An 18,108-nucleotide genomic window follows, 5' to 3' on the forward strand; every position below is an offset into this window, starting at 1 on the left:
CCTTAAAGTACAACAAAATACGATGACTGTATTAAGCCGCTACATCCAATAAACTTTGATCACGTTTAAACATCACATCAACATAAGTACACACGGGTACAATTTTTAACTGTTGTTCACGTGCATATTCGACCAAGACATCCAACAACTGACGTGCCACACCTTGACCACGTAAACAATCATCTACCCAAGTATGGTCGGCCACAATGGTAGACGTATCACGCCAGATATAGGTGATTTCCGCAATACGTTGCCCCGCAGCATCATTTAGAAAAAACTCCCCTTTTTCAGCATTATTATAGTGTTGGAATTGCATACTCGGTTTTCCTCTATCCAGATGAACTACGGTTAACATGCCATAAGCCCTGTAGAAAAAACACCCCCTTGCTAAAGAGCATCGACCAAAGTTTAAAATCTGGTTACACCTTATGCAGGAAATCCCTAGTTTAAGGGATGAAGCTCACGCCCATTTATTTCTATGCTAAACAGATGGTACGCACAGGAGTAGCGGCATGTTAATTTATTTCGTATTAATGCTCTGTGGTTCGTTATTGGCCAAAGTGATCGCTCAATACGACAACACAGTTCCATTTAAACCTTAAAATTTACGTCTTTGTTATTCGGTATTCATTAAACACATAGACCAAATATCAGCAGATTTAGATTGATTATATTTGCTTTAAATTTGCACTTTTGTACAAAATATGCGATTCTTGCCCCATCATTTGGACGCAGTCCAATACAGAATTTGAACAAGGGGAGTAGCCTCCTCCAGACGTCAGCCACAATTTATTGTGATGACGTGTCAGAATATCGTCATTACACTTTGCAAAAAGTCGGTATCTGAGCATTACCCAGCGTAATGTAGGCAAGACCTTGATCATGTTGACACAGATGTTTATATCATCTGGCAACAGGTCAAGGTTTTTTTTGTGGCCAATTGCCAGATGTGGAGGATTTTTATGGAATCTATCGGCAATTTATGGCTGTATTTGGTGTTCTTCGGCATTGTGATTATTATGCTGTTGATCGACTTTCTCGGATTTAAACAAAAACAAGGACAACAAGTTGCCCTTAAAACGGCTGCCTGCTGGAGTATTGCTTGGGTTAGTGTGGCCATGCTCTTTGCAGGCGGTCTCTGGCTGTATTTACAGCAAACCGTTGGTGTTGCAATTGCCAACCAAAAAACCATGGAATATATCGCGGGTTATTTACTGGAAAAATCCCTTGCCATTGATAATGTCTTTGTTTGGCTCATGATTTTTGCGGCCTTTGCGATTCCACCTGCATTACAACGTAAAATTTTGCTCTACGGCGTACTTGGTGCCATTGTACTGCGGACCATCTTTATTTTTATTGGTGCATGGTTTGTTCAAGAGTTCTCTTGGATTTTATATCTGTTCGGCGCGTTCTTGGTTTACACAGGCTTCAAGTTCCTGAAAGGACAAGATGATGATCCCGACATCGAGAATATGGCGATATTGAAATGGTTGCGTAAACATTTACGTATCACGCCACAACTGCAAGGTGACAAGTTCTTTGTTCGTCAAAATGGTGTGTTGTGGTTTACACCGCTATTTTTAGTCCTGATTCTGGTTGAAGCGTCTGATGTAATTTTTGCGGTAGATTCAATTCCTGCGATCTTTGCAGTCACCAGTGATCCGTTTATCGTGTTAACGGCAAACCTGATGGCCATTTTAGGTCTGCGTGCCATGTTCTTCTTGCTCTCTGGCGCTGCGTCGAAGATGCATTACCTACCGTATGGTCTCGGGATCATCCTGTTGTTTATTGGTTTTAAAATGTTGATGCTCGATGTCTTCCATATGCCAATCTGGATTTCATTAGGCTTTATTGTGGTCGTGTTAGCGATTACAGCTTGGCTCTCCATTCTCCACAATAAAAAGCAAGAAAATCCATCGGCTTAAACCTGATGAATTGATATTAGAAAGACAGATTTAGTCCGCTGAATCTGTCTTTTCTACTTCTGAGGCACTCAACATTGAAGAGGAGCAGTTCCCATTGGATTTAATGATGGAAGCCCATTTTGAAGCAGACCGTTCATCTACAACATATCGCCATATTTTAGCCGAATGGGGACTCAGTCAACGTTATACAGTGTAGCCAAGCATTTTCAGGTACAATCAACCGAAAAAAGTAAAAGTTGTAAGGTTTTCCATGTCTTCATTGTTGCAGACCACTGTCGTTCGCGGTCGTTTTTTAGATATTCAAAATTTAGTTGCTCAAGCTGCAGATATTGCCGAGCAAGTGCGTTATATAGAAGATGGCGTGCTGATCAGTGAAGCAGGAAAAATTCAATGGTTTGGTCCTTGGCAAGATGCAGCGGCACATCTGCCAGCAGGCGTTGCAATTCAACATTATCCTGAGAAGTTGATTGTGCCTGGTTTTATTGACACCCATATTCATTTCCCGCAAACGGAAATGGTCGGTGCCTATGGTGAACAACTGTTGGAATGGCTGAATACCTATACGTTTCCAACCGAAATGCAATTTCAAGACCCTGCATATGCTGCAAAAATTGCCGAATTCTTTGTGCAAGAACTGTTAAAAAATGGCACCACCACCGCCTTAGTATTCTGTACCGTCCATCCAGAATCAGTTGATGCTTTATTTGAAGCTGCTCAACGCCACCAGATGCGTCTCATTGCAGGCAAAGTGATGATGGACCGTCATGCACCCGAAGCTTTATGCGACACGCCTGAACGTGCTTATACAGATTCAAAGGCCCTCATTGAAAAATGGCACGGGCAGGGGCGTGCACTCTATGCCATCACGCCACGTTTTGCACCCACTTCGACGCCTGAACAATTACAACTGGCAGGGCAACTCAAAGCCGAATATCCAGATGTCTACGTACATACGCATTTAAGTGAAAATAAAAATGAAATTGCTTGGGTAAACGAATTATTCCCTGCACAGCAAGGTTATCTCGATGTTTATCATCATTATGGTCTTACAGGATCGCGTTCGGTCTTTGCTCATTGCGTGCATTTAGAAGACCATGAATGGGATTGCATGCATGCCACGGATTCAGCCATTGCTTTTTGTCCAACCTCAAACCTGTTTCTCGGTAGTGGTTTGTTCCCCTTGAAAAAGACTTGGGAAAAACAAGTAAAAGTCGGTTTGGGCACCGATATTGGTGCAGGAACATCCTTCAACCAACTCCAGACATTAAATGAAGCCTATAAGGTACAGCAATTACAAGGCGACAAACTGTCTGCTTTTGAATCGCTTTATCATGCCACCCTAGGTGGTGCCAAAGCATTAAGCCTTGAACAGCAATTAGGTAACTTTAATGTAGGTAAAGAAGCCGATTTTATTGTGCTCGACCTGCAAGCCACGGCCTTGCAAGCATTGCGTCAACAACGTGCCAAAGGCATTGAAGATGCCTTATTTGCCCTCATGACCATGGGTGATGATCGTAATATTCACGCAACTTATGTGTATGGTCAAGCGGCCTATGTCCAACCTAAATAACGCCATTGCACCCGCAATGTCCAAGTTAGAACTGTGCCTGCTGCTGCTTGCAGGCACGATCATACTTCGACACGATAGTCATGCTGCGAACAAGAAATAAGCAACAAAAGATGCATCTCGATAGAAGATGTATTAAAATAAATGCATATTTTGAGGTGTTGCAAGTCAACGCCTTTTTTATTTTTGATTTTTAGGTATCTGCCCATGACCGTTCAAATGAGCGTAATGATTTCAGCTGAAGAAATCCAAGCAAAAGTACAAGCGCTTGGTGCTAAAATTAATGCCCACTATGCCCAAAGTGATAAAGAACTTGTCTTAATTGGCTTATTACGTGGTTCCGTTATTTTTATGGCTGATTTATGCCGAACAATTGAAAAACCTCACGAACTCGACTTTATGACGGTTTCGAGCTATGGCAAATCAACCGTTTCGAGCCGTGATGTACGCATTCTAAAAGACTTAGACGGCGAAATTCGTGGTAAAGATGTCCTTGTTGTTGAAGATATTATTGACTCTGGGCATACCTTAAGCAAAGTGCTTGAAATTTTGGAAACACGTGAACCCAACTCGATTGAATTGTGTACGCTCGTGAGCAAACCATCACGCCGTGAAATTGATTTAGACGTAAAATTCTTGGGCTTTGAAGTCGAAGATAAGTTTATTGTCGGCTATGGTCTCGACTACGATCAAAAGTATCGTCATATTCCTTTTATTGGTGAAATTGGTCTCTAAGCTTAGCGTCTAAATACACTATCTCTAGCCTTCTATTCCCCGTGTTGTACGGGTTTTAGAAGGCTTTTATATGTCTTGGTTCTGTAAAAGCTCCACACAAAAACACCACAGTTCTTTGCAGATCTGCTGTTTAATTCAAGTCCTTTTTCTCCAAAATAATAAGCAAAATCATTGATTCAAAATAAGAACAAGGAGAATACTCATGTGGTCACTCATTGTTGCAATTATTGTGGGTTTTATTGCAGGTCTGATTGCCCGTGCCCTACATCCTGGCGATGACAAGGCAGGCTTTTTGGTCACAACACTATTAGGGATTGCAGGTTCTTTACTGGCAACTTATGGTGGACGCATGCTCGGTCTTTATGCCGATCATGTGGCAGCAGGCTTCATTGCCTCTGTGATTGGCGCAATTATTCTTTTGTTTATCTATAATCTTATTATGAAAAAATCCCGCGCTTAATTTTTCGCACAAAAAAAGCCTTTTCACGTGAACCATGAAAAGGCTTTTTAAAATTAATTTCTATCTCATTACAAACCTAACTCTTTCCAAATGAGTTCAATTTGTTCAGCAGGGAAGCCACCCGCCGCTTTAAAGCCATTCGAGAAAATCAGCGTCGGTGTTCCATTCACCCCAAGAGATTGACCCAATTTCAAATTACGTTCAATTGGATTGGCGCAGCTTTTATTACCCGCAGGAGCAATCCCTTTAGCAATCAGGTTTTCCCAGGCATAACTCTGATCTTTTTCACAATATACCGCTTTAGACGGCGCAACTGATTGCGGTTTAATTGGATAAATAAAGGTATAAATGGTCACGTTATCCAGTTTTTTTAATTCAGCCTCAAGTTGCTTACAATATGGGCAATTTGGGTCAGAAAAAACTGCCAATTGACGTTTACCATTACCCCGCACGGTTTTCACTGCATCTTGTAGTGGCAATTTTTTCCAGTCAATTGAGTTCTGCTTTAAAATCAAATCTTTGGTCAAATTGTGCTGATCTTTCAAGCGAATCATCGATCCCACTAAAATATGCTGTGCATTTTCTCCAACATAAACCACTTGACCATCCATAGAGCCACTATAGATACCTGACATTTCAGTACTTTGAATATTCTCAATTTTCAAATCTGGATGTTGTTTGGCTAAATTGGTTTTTACAGTCTCGACACTCGCAAAACTAGACCAAGAAATGAAACTCGCTAGCATCGCAACCATTGTTCTTTTCAACATGAATTCTGCTCGTTCACGTAAGTGATAAAAGTGAATCAGTTTAAGCTGAATTATTGTGATGATTGATAATTTTTATCAGGTATTTGGTAAAACAAATACCTGAATGTTTCACGTGGAACTATGCCTTAAACCGATAAAGGATTAATCTCTACCGAGACATGCACAATTTCTTCATGAATCGACAATGCCTCACGCACTTCATCTGCACTGATAGATGAGTGACTACTGAGTGCCAAAATACAAGCAAACTTACCTTTGGCGACTTTCCAGACATGTAAATCGGTCACATCAACAACCACAGGCAGATCCTGAATCACCTCTCGGATTTCTGCCACCACAGGATGATTCATTTCCGCATCTAATAATGTTTTCGCCGTATCCCGCATCAATCCCACAGCCCAACGTGCCACTAAGATTGCCCCCAAAATCCCTAAGAAGGCATCGAGAAATGACCATCCCATATATTTTCCAGCAAACAAAGCAACTATTGCAAAGACCGACGTCACCGCATCGGCAACCACATGTAAAAAAGCGGCTTTTTGATTGAGATCATGTTCATGCTGATGCACATGAGTCGATTCTTCGTGATGGTGATGGTGATGGTGATGGTGATGGTGATGGTGATGGTGATGGTGATGGTGACCATCATGTAAAAGCCATGCACAAATCAAGTTCACCACCAAGCCTAAAATCGCAATCGGTATTGCTTCATTATATTGAATATCAACAGGATGAATCAGTCGTTCCACCGAGTAAAAGGCCATAAAAATAGCCACCACCAACAGCAAAATTGCACTGCTATATCCCGCTAAAATTTCAATTTTCCACGTACCAAAACTAAAACGGTGATCCTGAGCATAATGACGTGCAGCACAATAGGCAAAATAAGCCAGCCCCAATGCCAACATATGCGAACTCATGTGCCAGCCATCGGCAAGTAATGCCATAGAATTAAAAATCCAGCCGCCAATCACTTCTAATAGCATCATGACTGCCGTTAAAATAGTCGCAATTAAGATTCGTTTTTGTGCCAAAGGATTCCCTTCATCAAATTGATGACTATGGCTTCTGTGCATGATCGAATGTTGCATAATGTTCTCACCAATATACTCCCTAGTAGTATATTTATTTTTTGGAGGAAAGTGTGGGCCATTTATATGAAGATAAAAAAATTAAGAATCGCGTAAAGCGTTTGCAAGGGCAAATTCAAGCCATCGACCAAGCCCTCATGCAACCGGACAGCTCCTGTATTGAAGTATTACAGCAAGTGGCTGCGGTAAAGGGGGCAGTCAATGGTCTAATGAATGAACTGATTGAAGCCCATCTGCGCCATCATGTTCTAAAACCTCAGAGTGAATTTGATGAAGCTGAACTTGCTGAATTTTTAAAGTTATTAAAACGCTACGGTTAGTGATTGTTTAAGCATCAATTTCGGCTTAAGCTGTCGAAACTCTTTATTTTTTACTGTGCTTTTCCGACAGTTTTTGTGATGCTTTATGACGGTTCAACATCCTTGGCGTTCATTTATGATGATCAGCCTTGCCTTATGCATGGGTACCATCGGTACAGCGCTCGCAAGTCCACTGTATCCGATTTATCAGGCATTATGGCATTTGCTACCTAGCCAAATTACCTACATTTTTGTCGCCTATATGTTTGGCTGTTTAGCAACGCTGCTCTTTTTCGGCCGCGCCAGCAACAGCTTTGGTTTTTTGCGCACGCTGCAAGTCGGCCTCGTATTTGTCATTCTAGGATTAGTACTGTCTGCTTTTGCCAGTAGCGCTAGTTGGCTCGGCTTAGGGCGTTTTATTATTGGGATTGCCTCAGGGCTGATTAGTACTTCCGCTATGTTAGGCTTAATGCTCACCATTCCAGACAGTCATAAATCTCATGCCCCACAGTTAAGCTCAATTATTACCGTCATCGGTTTTGCTTTAGGTCCATTAATTGGCGGTGTGATTGCTCAATTTTCCGCATTTCCATTGCTCACGCCCTATCTGCCGATTATTGTAGGGGCAGTCCTCTGTTTAATCGGATTATTTCGCTTAAAATCACCGACTTTTCAAGCTCAAGCATTTTCAATTGCACCGCATTTAGAGCTTCCTGCCACTCAGACCCGAACTCATTTTTTTATTGCAGGTTTAACCGCTTTTTGTGCCTTTGGTGCATTTAGTCTGTTTGCTTCGCTATCTGCATCCTTTGTCAAAGACCTGATTCCTTGGCATGGGCCTCTGGTCAGTGGCATCGCGATTTCCAGCATTCTGTTTATTTCAGCAATCGTACAGTTTTTTGCCAAATCGTTACCCGCAGCACGTAGCTTAAATTATGGTTTGATCCTGCTGATGGGCAGTTGTCTACTCTTAGCTATCTGTATGCAAACCCAATCTAGTCTATTGTTTTTTATCAGTGATATTGGCGTAGGCTTGGGACATGGTCTAAGCATTATGGGATCATTTGGCCTGATTCATCAAATGACAGATCCACACAATCGTGCCGCAGTGATCCCGACCTATTTGTTTACGGGATATCTAGGCACGATCGTGCCGATTATTGCGGTAGGTTATAGTGCAGATTTATGGGGCTTAAATCTGGCAGTGAGCGGTTTTGGAATTGGTATGGCGCTACTATGTTTCACTTTATTGTTCTTACAGAAGAAAAATAACCTCCAGATTTAAAGCTGCTTTGAATAATTCTTTTTACTATTTCAGCAAGCATGCCTTCACACAACCCCAAGTATTTCGCAAAATGCCTGCTTAATATACATCATTATGATGTGCTCAAAATCAATCGCCAATTGACCGAAAACCATCAAAGCAATCACTCAGGTACTGAATTTCCCCCAATGTAACTCAACATCTTCTTTTACTGTTGTTTTTAATTAGGCACAAGATCTGATACTGATAACCCCTATTTCCAGATCATGTGATTTGTTATGATTGTGCTACCAAGAGTGAATTAATAATGACAACATATTGAATACTCACCCGACGAGCATGATCAAATAAACATCATTAAATGCTGAATAAAAACAGTTATTTTCGTGCCTTCTTCCATTATAGAGTCAATATGTCCTATCACTTATCGTCAACACGAGGAGGACCATATTTATGCAATCTCGTGTCAATCAAACAATCCAAATGCACTATACATGTAGCGATTTGGGAAACGTCATACTGACAGCACTGGAAAAAGCAGGCAAGAACATCAACAACCTAACGCTTGAAGATCTGGCACCGATTGATGAGTTTCATATCAGAGGACGTACAGCGACTCTCGAACTTGCCCATGCTGCTGGACTTGATGCCACAAAACATGTACTAGATGTCGGTAGCGGTATTGGTGGGACTTCGCGTTGTCTTGCAAAAGAATTCGGCTGTCATGTCACAGGTATTGACCTGACGGAAGAATACTGTCGTGCTGCGAGAATGCTCTCGACCAAGATTGGTCTTGCACACCAAGTTGATTATCACCAAGGCGATGCAACCCAACTGCCATTTCCCGATCAGACCTTCGATGTGGTCTGGACAGAGCATGTGGCAATGAATATCTTGGATAAAGCTCAGCTTTATAAGGAGATGTACCGCGTGCTGAAGTCAGGTGGCACACTGGCAATTTATGATGTTCTTGCGGGTTCATTGAGCCCCGTCCTTTTTCCTGTACCATGGGCACGTACACCAAACACCAGCTTTCTGGTACAGCCAAATGAGCTACGTCAGCTACTCCAACAAGCCGGTTTTACAATCACTGACTGGTTAGACACAACCGAAAGTGCACGTACATGGTTTGTGTCTCTGGCCGAGAAGATACAAAAGGAAGGGTTACCCTCCCTTGGATTTCACATACTCCTAGGGGCTGATTTTAAAGCCATGGCGCAAAATCAAGGAAAAAACTTGCAAGAAGGGCGGATTGTGCTGGCACAAATCATTGCGAAAAAATGACTGTGCGAGATTAAAACACTTTCATGCTATTACCGCTCAATTTGATCAGCTTGTACGAAACGATCCATCGATGATTTACATTACTTGCGTGTCGATTTGGTACAGAGCCAAATGAACACACGCCCTAAACAATAAAAAGCATTCAGGAATGCTTTTTATTTAAATATTGGAATCTATTAGAACGTATTGAATAACACTATAATTTTAAATTACTTTCCAATACAGAACGATCCAAAAATTTTACCTAATAAATCATCCGCACTAAATTCACCTGTAATTTCACTTAAAGCATTTTGTGCAAGACGTAACGACTCAGCAACCAATTCACCTGCATGAAACACCACCAGCTGCTCATGGGCTTCTGCAAGATAGTGCTGTGTGCGCTTCATTGCGTCTAAATGGCGTGTTCGCGCAATAAAGGTATCTTCTTCTGGCTGAAAGCCAGCATGCGCTGTAATCGCCTCTATGAGTGATTGAACGCCTGTTTCCTGCTTGGCTGACACGGTAATATGCCTGAAACCTTGAAAATCGCCAATTTGAGCTGTTGCATTGGTTAAATCACATTTATTCCCAATCAACATTAAGCGTTTCGGTTCAAGATGATGCTCAAAGTATTCACGTGCCAATTGCAGTGGGTCTTCACCTTGACTCAAGTCATAGACCAATAACAATAAATCCGCTTGTTCAATTTCTTTAATCGCGCGGCGAATACCTTCTTTTTCCACCACATCGCCTGTTTCACGCAATCCTGCGGTATCAGTCAATGTTATTGGCAAACCATTCAAGCTAATCTTTTCATGCAACACATCACGGGTGGTGCCTGCAATATCCGTCACAATCGCCCGTTCAATGCCCGCTAAGGCATTGAGCAAAGAAGATTTACCCGCATTCGGCTTACCTGCAATCACCACCTGCAAACCTTCACGTAGCAATTGTCCTTGACGGGCAGATTTCTGCACCGCAGCCACGGAATGCTGTACGTCTTCCAATAAGGTTAAAATCTTGCCGTCAGCCAAGAAGTCAATTTCTTCTTCAGGAAAGTCAATTGCCGCTTCCACGTGTAAACGCAAATGAATTAACTTTTCTAGCACCGTATTCACTTTATGTGAAAAAGCACCTTGCAAAGAACGTACAGCTGATCGAGCTGCAGCCTGCGAAGTCGCATCAATTAAATCGGCAATCGCTTCCGCTTGCACCAAATCCAGTTTGCCATTTTCAAAAGCACGCATGGAAAACTCGCCTGCTCTAGCAGCGGTTGCACCCAATTCTAAGCACCGGGCAAGCAAGGCATTTTGAATCACAGGTCCACCATGCCCCTGTAATTCAACCACATCCTCACCCGTAAATGAGTTCGGATTGGGAAAACAAATCACCAAACCTTCATCCAATACTTCTTTTTCAAGATCAAGAAATTGGCGGAACCCGGCCATGCGTGCTTTCGGCAATGCCTTTTGCGTCAACTGTTCTGCAATCGCATAAGCTTGCGGACCAGAAAGACGAATCACCCCCACACCACCACGTCCTGGCGGAGTAGCAATCGCTGCGATAGTGGTTTGATGCTGCATACAATTCACCTGACTTAAGTCCTAATCTAACCCAAAGAAAAATCCGCCTAAGATTACCATCTTAAGCGGATTTAATCAGCTAGTTGCTTTGAGACGCTGCGTTATGCAGCGTCTGACGAGCTACGTGCTTTAGCGACTGATTTATTAATAAACCATTGCTGTGTAATCGTAATCGTGTTGTTCACAATCCAGTACAGCACTAAACCTGCTGGGAAGAACAACATGAATACCGTGAACATAATTGGCATAATGCGGAACACTTTCGCCTGCATTGGATCGGCAGGTTGCGGGTTCAACATTTGCTGAATGAACATGGTCACGCCCATCAATAATGGCAGGATAAACCAAGGATCCATTGCGGATAAGTCTTGAATCCAGAGCATCCAAGGCGCATGGCGCAATTCCACACTTTCCATCAATACCCAATACAAAGCCAAGAAGATTGGCATTTGTAGTAATAACGGTAAACAACCTGAAAGTGGATTGACTTGCTCACGCTTGTACAATGCCATCATTTCCTGAGAGAAGCGCATACGGTCTTCACCGAATTCTTCTTTCATTCGCTGCATTTCTGGCGCAATTACACGCATTTTCGCCATCGAACGATAGCTCTTAGACGACAACGGCCACAAAATGAGTTTAACCAATACAGTCAGTAAAATAATTGACCAGCCCCAGTTCCCCACCAAATTATGGAAGAATTGTAAGCCAAGGAACAATAATTTCGCGATTGGCCATAACCAACCATAATCAACGGTCTGATTTAACCCTACAGCCAAGTCTTTCAATTCAGATTGAATTTTAGGACCTGAATAGAACGTCGCGTCGACTTCTGCCACTGTACCTGCAGGCACATTAATGGTTGGTGAAGTAAAACTGAGGATGTTCATGTCATCACTCGATTTACGCGACTCTAATTTAGCGCTATAAGCTTGACCATTCGCCTGAGTCAACTTCAACTCACCTGGAATCCAAGCACTAACGAAGTAATGCTGAACCATTGCAACCCAGCCGCCTTTTGCTTCAACATTTAACTTTTCGTCGTTAAAGTTGGCAAATTTAAGCTTGTTGTAATGTTCTTCAGGCGTACCCCATGCACCACCCAAGAAGGTGCCCAAGGTGAAAATACCCTGATCCGATTTACCTGGATCTTCCGAATTATCACGTTTGAGCTGACCAAACATCTGGCCTTGCCAGTTTTGACCACTGCGGTTAACCACTTTGTGATTGACCACAACTGGATATTCACCTTGAGTGAACGTGAAAGTTTTAATAATTTCTACGCCGTCAGCCGTTTTAAAGACCATCGGAACAGAAAGTACTTGAACTGACTTGCCGTCTTTATCTTTCGCTGCTTTTGCATCAGCTAAAGTATATGCAGATTTCTCAATTTCATAGACAGGACGACCATTACGACCACTGTCAGGTCCATTTAGACCAATTAAACCAGATTGTGCAACATACGTACGTTTGGCATCGCTTTCCAGCATAACAAACGGTTCATCGCTATCTTTGTTTTTATCATGATTGAGTAATTCAACACGAACAATATCCCCACCTTTAGGATTAATCCAAAGATGATAAAGGTCAGTTTGAACTGAAATAAGCTGTTGACTTGCTGCCGCAGTCGATTCTGTAGTTTGCTGAGCAGTACTATTTGCTTGTGGCACATCAGGAGCAGCCGTAGCTGTCTGTCCATTTGGCAAGTCGGCAGACACTTCATGTGAAACTACTGCAGCAGCTTGTGGCTGCTGTTGTACTTCATTATGACCATAGTCCTTTTGCCATGCCAAAATAAGCAAATATGCGACGACAAACATGGCTCCTAGAATTGCAATCCTGGCCCATTGTTGCATATCTATTACCCCAAAAAGTTAGAGTGATTTTGATTCCATAAACATCCACGAAAGGGTACAGCAACGAGATGGATTTGAGAATCGATTTGCTGAAATGAAATAAAACGAATTGCTTTAGCAGGAACAGGATCATAACCCGAGCCGCCCCATGGATGACATCGACAAATACGATTTGCAGCCAACCAAACACCCCGTACAGCTCCATGTGTATGGATTGCTTCCAATGAATATTGAGAACATGTAGGTAGATACCGACAACGTGGTCCTAACATAGGACTAATTGCGATCTGATAGAATCGAATAAACCAATGCAGCACACGTACCATTGGCCTTCTCTACTTCTGTGGGGAGGGAGCTATTTTTGAATGCTTTTTAGCAATGCGTTGCAGCTTTTGCCAAGCAAATTGTAATTGCTGATGCAATTCTGAATTCGTGACTGTTTCTATACCAACTTTAGGCATAACAACAATATCCAAGGCATCCAGTTGCATTTGATGCAGGCGAAAACTTTCGCGAGCAAGTCGTTTTACTCGATTTCTTTCATGCGCACGGCGCACTTTTTTCTTAGCAACAACAATACCCAAACGACTGTTAGGCTGTTTGGAAGGTGTCGCAAGAAATAAGAAATGGGGTTGGTGCACTTTAAAAAGCGCACCATCAAACACAACTTTATAATCGGCAGCACAACGAAGACGCCGCTCTGCGCCGAAGTCATAAAGTGTCATAACACCCAAAATCGTCTAAGCACTAACAAATTAAACAGTTAAGCTGTGACGACCTTTTGCACGACGGCGAGCTAATACTTGACGACCAGCTTTAGTAGCCATACGAGCACGGAAACCATGAACGCGCTTACGCTTTAATTCAGATGGTTGGAATGTACGTTTCATATCGAAACTCCAAAAAATGATCTTTCTATAAAGGTCCGCGATTTTAGTGTTCATTGCTTGAGCTGTCAATCAAAAACACCTCTTCGAACCAAATAAACTTGTAATCAATAAAACTTAACTTGGAAAGTCTAAATTGGGGCTTGCTCTGATTTAAAAACTATTCACATCATAATAAGTTGTTAAATAATGGAAAATAAGTTATAAACAGTATTATTCACAAATTTATCCACACCAATATAAATACGCAATGGTTTAAATTTAAATTCATTCGCGTATCTAAGTTATCCACACCAAAAGCGATCCTTATAAATAAATTCAAATTTTAAAATTTAAATTTATTCTTATTAAGGGACGTTTTTTCTGTGGAAAACCTATTTTTCATATATAAAAACAAGAGTTAACATTGTGGATATCTATGTTTTTAAGAGTTAAAGGAATTGTGGATAACTTGGTGTATTTTTTTATCCACAGCCTGTGGGTGTTTTTATCCACACATGGTTTTGAATTTAAATTTAGATTGTTTATTTCTTTTTTGAGCAACTTTTGCAGAATTCTTCATGACAGATGTGGATAACTTGGTTAGAATGGCGACCCGCTTTGGCGGACAGTGGTGTTTTTAAATTTAAAAATGGATGAATAGGGGTTTCACATGCTTTGGACAGACTGCTTAACTCGCTTGCGACAAGAGCTATCTGGAAATGTTTTTACAATGTGGATTCGCCCTTTAGTTGCTGAAGAGTTAGAAGACACTTTGCGACTATATGCGCCTAATCCATATTGGACGCGCTATATTCAGGAACATCATTTAGAACTGATTACCATTTTGGCGGAGCAATTGTCTGAAGGGCGGGTGCGTCGTGTGGAAATTATGGTGGATTCGCGTCCAGGTGCGATTTTATCTCCAAGTGAACAACCTGCGACTACAACTGCGGCATTAGAAACTTCTGCACCCGTTGTAAAGGTAAAAAAAGAGAAAGAGGATTCGCCGTTAAAAAATAAAAAGCGATTGCTAAATCCCTTATTTACTTTTTCGCTATTTGTTGAAGGCCGTTCCAACCAAATGGCTGCTGAAACCTGCCGTAAAGTATTGACTCAATTGGGGGCTTCTCAGCATAACCCTTTGTTTTTATATGGTCCGACAGGTTTAGGTAAAACCCACTTAATGCAAGCGGTAGGAAATGCTTTATTACAAGCCAAACCTAATGCACGTGTGATGTATATGACCGCAGAAAGCTTTGTTCAGGATTTTGTTAGCTCCTTACAACAAGGCAAGGTAGAAGAATTTAAGAAAAACTGTCGTTCTTTAGACTTACTTCTGGTGGACGATATCCATTTATTGGCTGGTAAAGAAGCCAGCTTGGTTGAGTTTTTCTATACGTTTAACGCTTTATTGGATGAATCGAAGCAAATTATCTTAACTTCGGACCGTTATCCTAAAGAATTGACAGAATTAGACGCCCGTTTAGTGTCGCGTTTTTCTTGGGGCTTGTCAGTTGGGGTGGAGCCGCCAGATATTGAAACGCGCATTGAGATTTTATTAAAGAAAGCGCAAAGTAGTGGTGTAGACTTACCGCGCAATTGTGCGTTATTTATTGCACAACAAGTGGTTGCCAATGTCCGTGAGTTAGAAGGTGCACTGAATAAAGTGGTCGCTATTTCTCGTTTCAAAGGGACCTCAATTGACCTTGATGTGGTTCGAGAATCGCTTAAAGATGTTTTGGCAATTCGTGCTCGAACCATTAGTACGGAAAATATTCAACGGGTGGTGAGTGAGTATTTCCGCATTCCACTGAAAGAATTAATCGGTCCTAAACGAACGCGTATTTATGCACGTCCTCGTCAATTGGCGATGGGTTTGGCACGTGAACTGACAGGCGATAGTTTCCCTGAAATTGGGATGGCATTTGGTGGTCGTGACCATAGTACGGTCATGCATGCGTGTGAAAAAGTACAAAGCTTAAGAGAGGATGATCCTATCTTTAATGAGGATTACAAAAACTTGCAACGCCTGCTGCAAAGTTAATCGATCTTGGTCAAATTCTATTCTTGCAATGCGGTATATTCTGCCGCATAGTACACTGCTAAAAATTAATTAATTTATTTTTCATCTTCAGTTTTTTCGAGGAATGCATCGTGCGTTTAAAAATCGCCAAAGAAAGTTTACTTAATGTTCTTTCACATGTGGTAGGAGCCGTGGAACGTCGCCACACCTTAAACATTTTATCGAATGTTAAAGTACAAGTGAGTCAAAATGCTTTGGCGATTACAGGTTCCGATTTAGAAGTTGAATTGGTTGCAAGTACCAATTTAATGGAAGGTGCTTGTTTACAAGCAGGTGAAACGACAGTTCCTGCACGTAAACTGATGGATATTTGTAAATCTTTACCTAGCTCTGCATTAATTGATATTCAAATTACCGAAGACCAGCGCTGTATCCTTAAATCGGGTAACAGTCGCTTTGTATTGGGGACTTTGCCTGCCGAAGATTATCCATTACTCAATACGGAAAATACACAAGGTACACAGATTGCGGTGACGCAGCGTGAATTAAAGCGTTTATTTGAAAAAACGGCCTTTGCTATGGCAGTTCAGGATGTACGTTTTTATTTAACCGGTACTTTGTTAGAAATTGATGAAAATCAATTGCGTGCAGTAACTACAGATGGTCACCGTTTGGCATTATGTGAAACATTGGCATCTTCAAATACACAACAATTGATTCAAGCGATTGTACCGCGTAAAGCCGTCGGTGAATTACAGCGCTTGCTGAGTATTGAAGATGAGCAATTGTCGTTATTGATTGGTCGTGAATTGCTGAATGTGACCATCAATACCCCAAGCCGTGATAAAGAGCAGGGAACCATTAAAGTGCGTTTTACCACGAAACTTATTGATGGAAAATTCCCTGACTATCGCCGTGTAATTCCACGTGGTGGCGATAAAAACGTGTTGATTGCACATGATGTATTTAAGCAGTCTTTACAGCGCGTTTCTATTTTAAGTAATGAAAAACTGCGTGGCGTATTCTTAAATTTCAGTGCAGATACTTTGCAATTGCGTGCCAATAACCCTGAACAAGATGAAGCGATTGAAGATTTGGCAATCCAGTACAACGATGCACCATTAGAAATGTCATTTAATGCACAATATTTACTTGATGTGCTTGGTGTTTTGGATGGTGATGATGTTTCGATGACTATGAGTGAAGCCAATCAATCGGTGTTGGTGCATGACCCTGCACATGCCGATCAGACCTATGTTGTCATGCCAATGCGTGTGTAATTGCTAGATTTATTATGCAGATTACGCGTTTAAACATCGAACGTGTTCGTAATTTAAAAACGGTTGCACTCTCTGAGTTGCAGCCGTTTAACGTCTTTTATGGTGCGAATGGTTCGGGAAAAACCTCGATTTTGGAGGCGATTCATTTGTTGGCGACAGGTCGTTCCTTTCGTACCCATATTCCTAAACACTACATTTTGCATGATGCCCAGAATGCCGTCGTTTTTGCCCAGTCTTCCAGTGAAAAAATTGGGATGCAAAAACATGTCAGTGGTGAGCAGGTCATGAAAGTGAATGGGGATCATATTGCTACGCAAGGGCAGTTAGCAAAACTATTGCCTTTACAGCATATTGATCCGCAAAGTACCGATATTATTGATCATGGCGCCAAACCAAGACGACAGTTGCTCGATTGGTTAATGTTTCACGTGGAACCTGAGTTCTATCATGCTTGGCAGTTTTATTCACGCGCCTTAAAACAACGTAATAGCCTATTAAAATCGCGGCGTCATTTAAGTCTAGAAGACTTAGAACCGTGGAACAAAATGTTGGGTGAATATGGTGAGATTTTACACTCACAGCGGGTTGCGATTGTGGAACAGTGGAATGTATTTTTTCAGCAAGATTTGCAGCATCTACTGCCCAATTTAACTGTTGAACTAGAATATGTCGCTGGCTTTCATACAGAACATGGATTACTGCATGACCTGTGCAGTCAGCACCAAAAAGATGTCGATCGAAGATATACTGAATATGGTCCACATCGGGCCGATTTACGCCTGAAAACCCCAATGGGGGAGGCCGATATTGTGCTGTCACGTGGACAGAAAAAGCTGTTGATTATGGCGCTAAAACTCTCACAGATTGCAATGCTACATGCCTGTAATAAGGAAACTGTGGTATTATTAGATGATCTGACAGCAGAATTAGATTTAGCCGCACAACAACGTTTAATTGAGCGATTAAGCCAACTTGGTAGTCAAGTTTTTATTACCACTTTAGAGCATGAATCTGTGCAAAAACATTTACATGACTTGTCTATTTCCCACCAATTGTTCCACGTGGAAAATGGTCGAGTAGCATGTGTTGTGCAATGATTTCCCATCTTTGGATAGACCGA

Annotated in this window: 18 protein-coding genes and 1 pseudogene; 11 read left to right on the forward strand and 8 right to left on the reverse strand. The window is 41.7% G+C overall.

What is annotated here, in order from left to right; all coding sequences use genetic code 11:
* Positions 1–31: 31 nt before the first annotated feature.
* Entirely contained in the window at positions 32–316 is a 285-nt protein-coding gene (locus tag E0H94_RS17100; RefSeq protein ID WP_131327611.1) for a GNAT family N-acetyltransferase, read from the reverse strand.
* A gap of 646 nt (positions 317–962) precedes the next feature.
* Between E0H94_RS17100 and E0H94_RS17105 the strand changes: the two genes are divergently transcribed.
* The 5 genes and pseudogenes from E0H94_RS17105 (at position 963) to E0H94_RS17125 (ending at position 4,687) form a co-directional block, all read left to right on the forward strand.
* The gene (locus tag E0H94_RS17105; protein WP_131327592.1) at positions 963–1,925 is read left to right on the forward strand and encodes a TerC family protein; all 963 of its coding nucleotides are present in this window, start codon (positions 963–965) and stop codon (positions 1,923–1,925) included.
* 82 nt (positions 1,926–2,007) lie between these two features.
* Positions 2,008–2,121: pseudogene (locus E0H94_RS17110) on the forward strand (aromatic ring-hydroxylating dioxygenase subunit alpha); the annotation flags it as partial.
* Between the two features lie 54 nt (positions 2,122–2,175).
* Positions 2,176–3,495, forward strand: a complete 1,320-nt coding sequence (guaD, locus tag E0H94_RS17115; protein ID WP_131327593.1) for a guanine deaminase — start codon at positions 2,176–2,178, stop codon at positions 3,493–3,495.
* Between the two features lie 204 nt (positions 3,496–3,699).
* Positions 3,700–4,227, forward strand: coding sequence for a hypoxanthine phosphoribosyltransferase (gene hpt, locus E0H94_RS17120; protein ID WP_116762939.1), 528 nt, complete (start codon positions 3,700–3,702; stop codon positions 4,225–4,227).
* Between the two features lie 202 nt (positions 4,228–4,429).
* Positions 4,430–4,687 (forward strand): GlsB/YeaQ/YmgE family stress response membrane protein, encoded by a 258-nt coding sequence (locus E0H94_RS17125; RefSeq protein ID WP_131327594.1) that lies wholly within the window; start codon positions 4,430–4,432, stop codon positions 4,685–4,687.
* 68 nt (positions 4,688–4,755) lie between these two features.
* Here E0H94_RS17125 and E0H94_RS17130 read toward each other — a convergent pair whose 3' ends face one another.
* Together E0H94_RS17130 and dmeF are read right to left on the reverse strand one after the other, a co-directional pair.
* Positions 4,756–5,457 carry a DsbC family protein gene (locus tag E0H94_RS17130; RefSeq protein WP_131327595.1) on the reverse strand — a complete coding sequence of 234 codons (702 nt, stop codon included), beginning with the start codon at positions 5,455–5,457 and terminating at the stop codon, positions 4,756–4,758.
* A gap of 125 nt (positions 5,458–5,582) precedes the next feature.
* Positions 5,583–6,563: a CDF family Co(II)/Ni(II) efflux transporter DmeF gene (gene dmeF, locus E0H94_RS17135; protein WP_165495630.1), complete on the reverse strand. Its 981-nt coding sequence runs from the start codon at positions 6,561–6,563 to the stop codon at positions 5,583–5,585.
* Between the two features lie 38 nt (positions 6,564–6,601).
* On the opposite strand from dmeF, the gene E0H94_RS17140 reads away from it, so the two are divergent.
* From E0H94_RS17140 to E0H94_RS17150, 3 genes are all read left to right on the forward strand, one after another.
* Positions 6,602–6,868, forward strand: coding sequence for a metal/formaldehyde-sensitive transcriptional repressor (locus tag E0H94_RS17140; protein ID WP_131327597.1), 267 nt, complete (start codon positions 6,602–6,604; stop codon positions 6,866–6,868).
* An 85-nt stretch (positions 6,869–6,953) separates the two neighbouring features.
* The gene (locus E0H94_RS17145; protein WP_413773026.1) at positions 6,954–8,132 is read left to right on the forward strand and encodes an MFS transporter; all 1,179 of its coding nucleotides are present in this window, start codon (positions 6,954–6,956) and stop codon (positions 8,130–8,132) included.
* A gap of 432 nt (positions 8,133–8,564) precedes the next feature.
* The gene (locus E0H94_RS17150) at positions 8,565–9,395 is read left to right on the forward strand and encodes a class I SAM-dependent methyltransferase (RefSeq protein WP_131327598.1); all 831 of its coding nucleotides are present in this window, start codon (positions 8,565–8,567) and stop codon (positions 9,393–9,395) included.
* 209 nt (positions 9,396–9,604) lie between these two features.
* Here the strand turns inward: E0H94_RS17150 and mnmE are convergent, their stop codons facing one another.
* The 5 genes from mnmE to rpmH form a co-directional block, all read right to left on the reverse strand.
* Entirely contained in the window at positions 9,605–10,960 is a 1,356-nt protein-coding gene (gene mnmE / locus E0H94_RS17155; protein WP_131327599.1) for a tRNA uridine-5-carboxymethylaminomethyl(34) synthesis GTPase MnmE, read from the reverse strand.
* Positions 10,961–11,061: 101 nt separating this feature from the next.
* Positions 11,062–12,816 carry a membrane protein insertase YidC gene (gene yidC, locus E0H94_RS17160; RefSeq protein WP_131327600.1) on the reverse strand — a complete coding sequence of 585 codons (1,755 nt, stop codon included), beginning with the start codon at positions 12,814–12,816 and terminating at the stop codon, positions 11,062–11,064.
* Between the two features lie 5 nt (positions 12,817–12,821).
* Complete coding sequence (gene yidD, locus E0H94_RS17165; protein ID WP_131327601.1) at positions 12,822–13,142, reverse strand: membrane protein insertion efficiency factor YidD; 321 nt, start codon at positions 13,140–13,142, stop codon at positions 12,822–12,824.
* A 9-nt stretch (positions 13,143–13,151) separates the two neighbouring features.
* On the reverse strand, positions 13,152–13,541 hold the full coding sequence (gene rnpA, locus E0H94_RS17170) for a ribonuclease P protein component (RefSeq protein ID WP_131327602.1): 390 nt from the start codon (positions 13,539–13,541) through the stop codon (positions 13,152–13,154).
* Positions 13,542–13,571: 30 nt separating this feature from the next.
* Positions 13,572–13,706, reverse strand: coding sequence for a 50S ribosomal protein L34 (gene rpmH / locus E0H94_RS17175; protein ID WP_000831329.1), 135 nt, complete (start codon positions 13,704–13,706; stop codon positions 13,572–13,574).
* Positions 13,707–14,355: 649 nt separating this feature from the next.
* On the opposite strand from rpmH, the gene dnaA reads away from it, so the two are divergent.
* The 3 genes from dnaA to recF all read left to right on the forward strand — a co-directional run bounded on the left by dnaA (position 14,356) and on the right by recF (position 18,085).
* Positions 14,356–15,729, forward strand: a complete 1,374-nt coding sequence (gene dnaA / locus E0H94_RS17180; protein WP_131327603.1) for a chromosomal replication initiator protein DnaA — start codon at positions 14,356–14,358, stop codon at positions 15,727–15,729.
* A 110-nt stretch (positions 15,730–15,839) separates the two neighbouring features.
* On the forward strand, positions 15,840–16,988 hold the full coding sequence (dnaN, locus tag E0H94_RS17185; protein WP_131265632.1) for a DNA polymerase III subunit beta: 1,149 nt from the start codon (positions 15,840–15,842) through the stop codon (positions 16,986–16,988).
* A gap of 14 nt (positions 16,989–17,002) precedes the next feature.
* Positions 17,003–18,085 carry a DNA replication/repair protein RecF gene (gene recF, locus E0H94_RS17190; RefSeq protein WP_131327604.1) on the forward strand — a complete coding sequence of 361 codons (1,083 nt, stop codon included), beginning with the start codon at positions 17,003–17,005 and terminating at the stop codon, positions 18,083–18,085.
* Positions 18,086–18,108: the final 23 nt, after the last annotated feature.

Origin of the sequence: Acinetobacter sp. ANC 4173 (genome assembly GCF_004331255.1) — a bacterium.
Lineage (GTDB): Bacteria > Pseudomonadota > Gammaproteobacteria > Pseudomonadales > Moraxellaceae > Acinetobacter.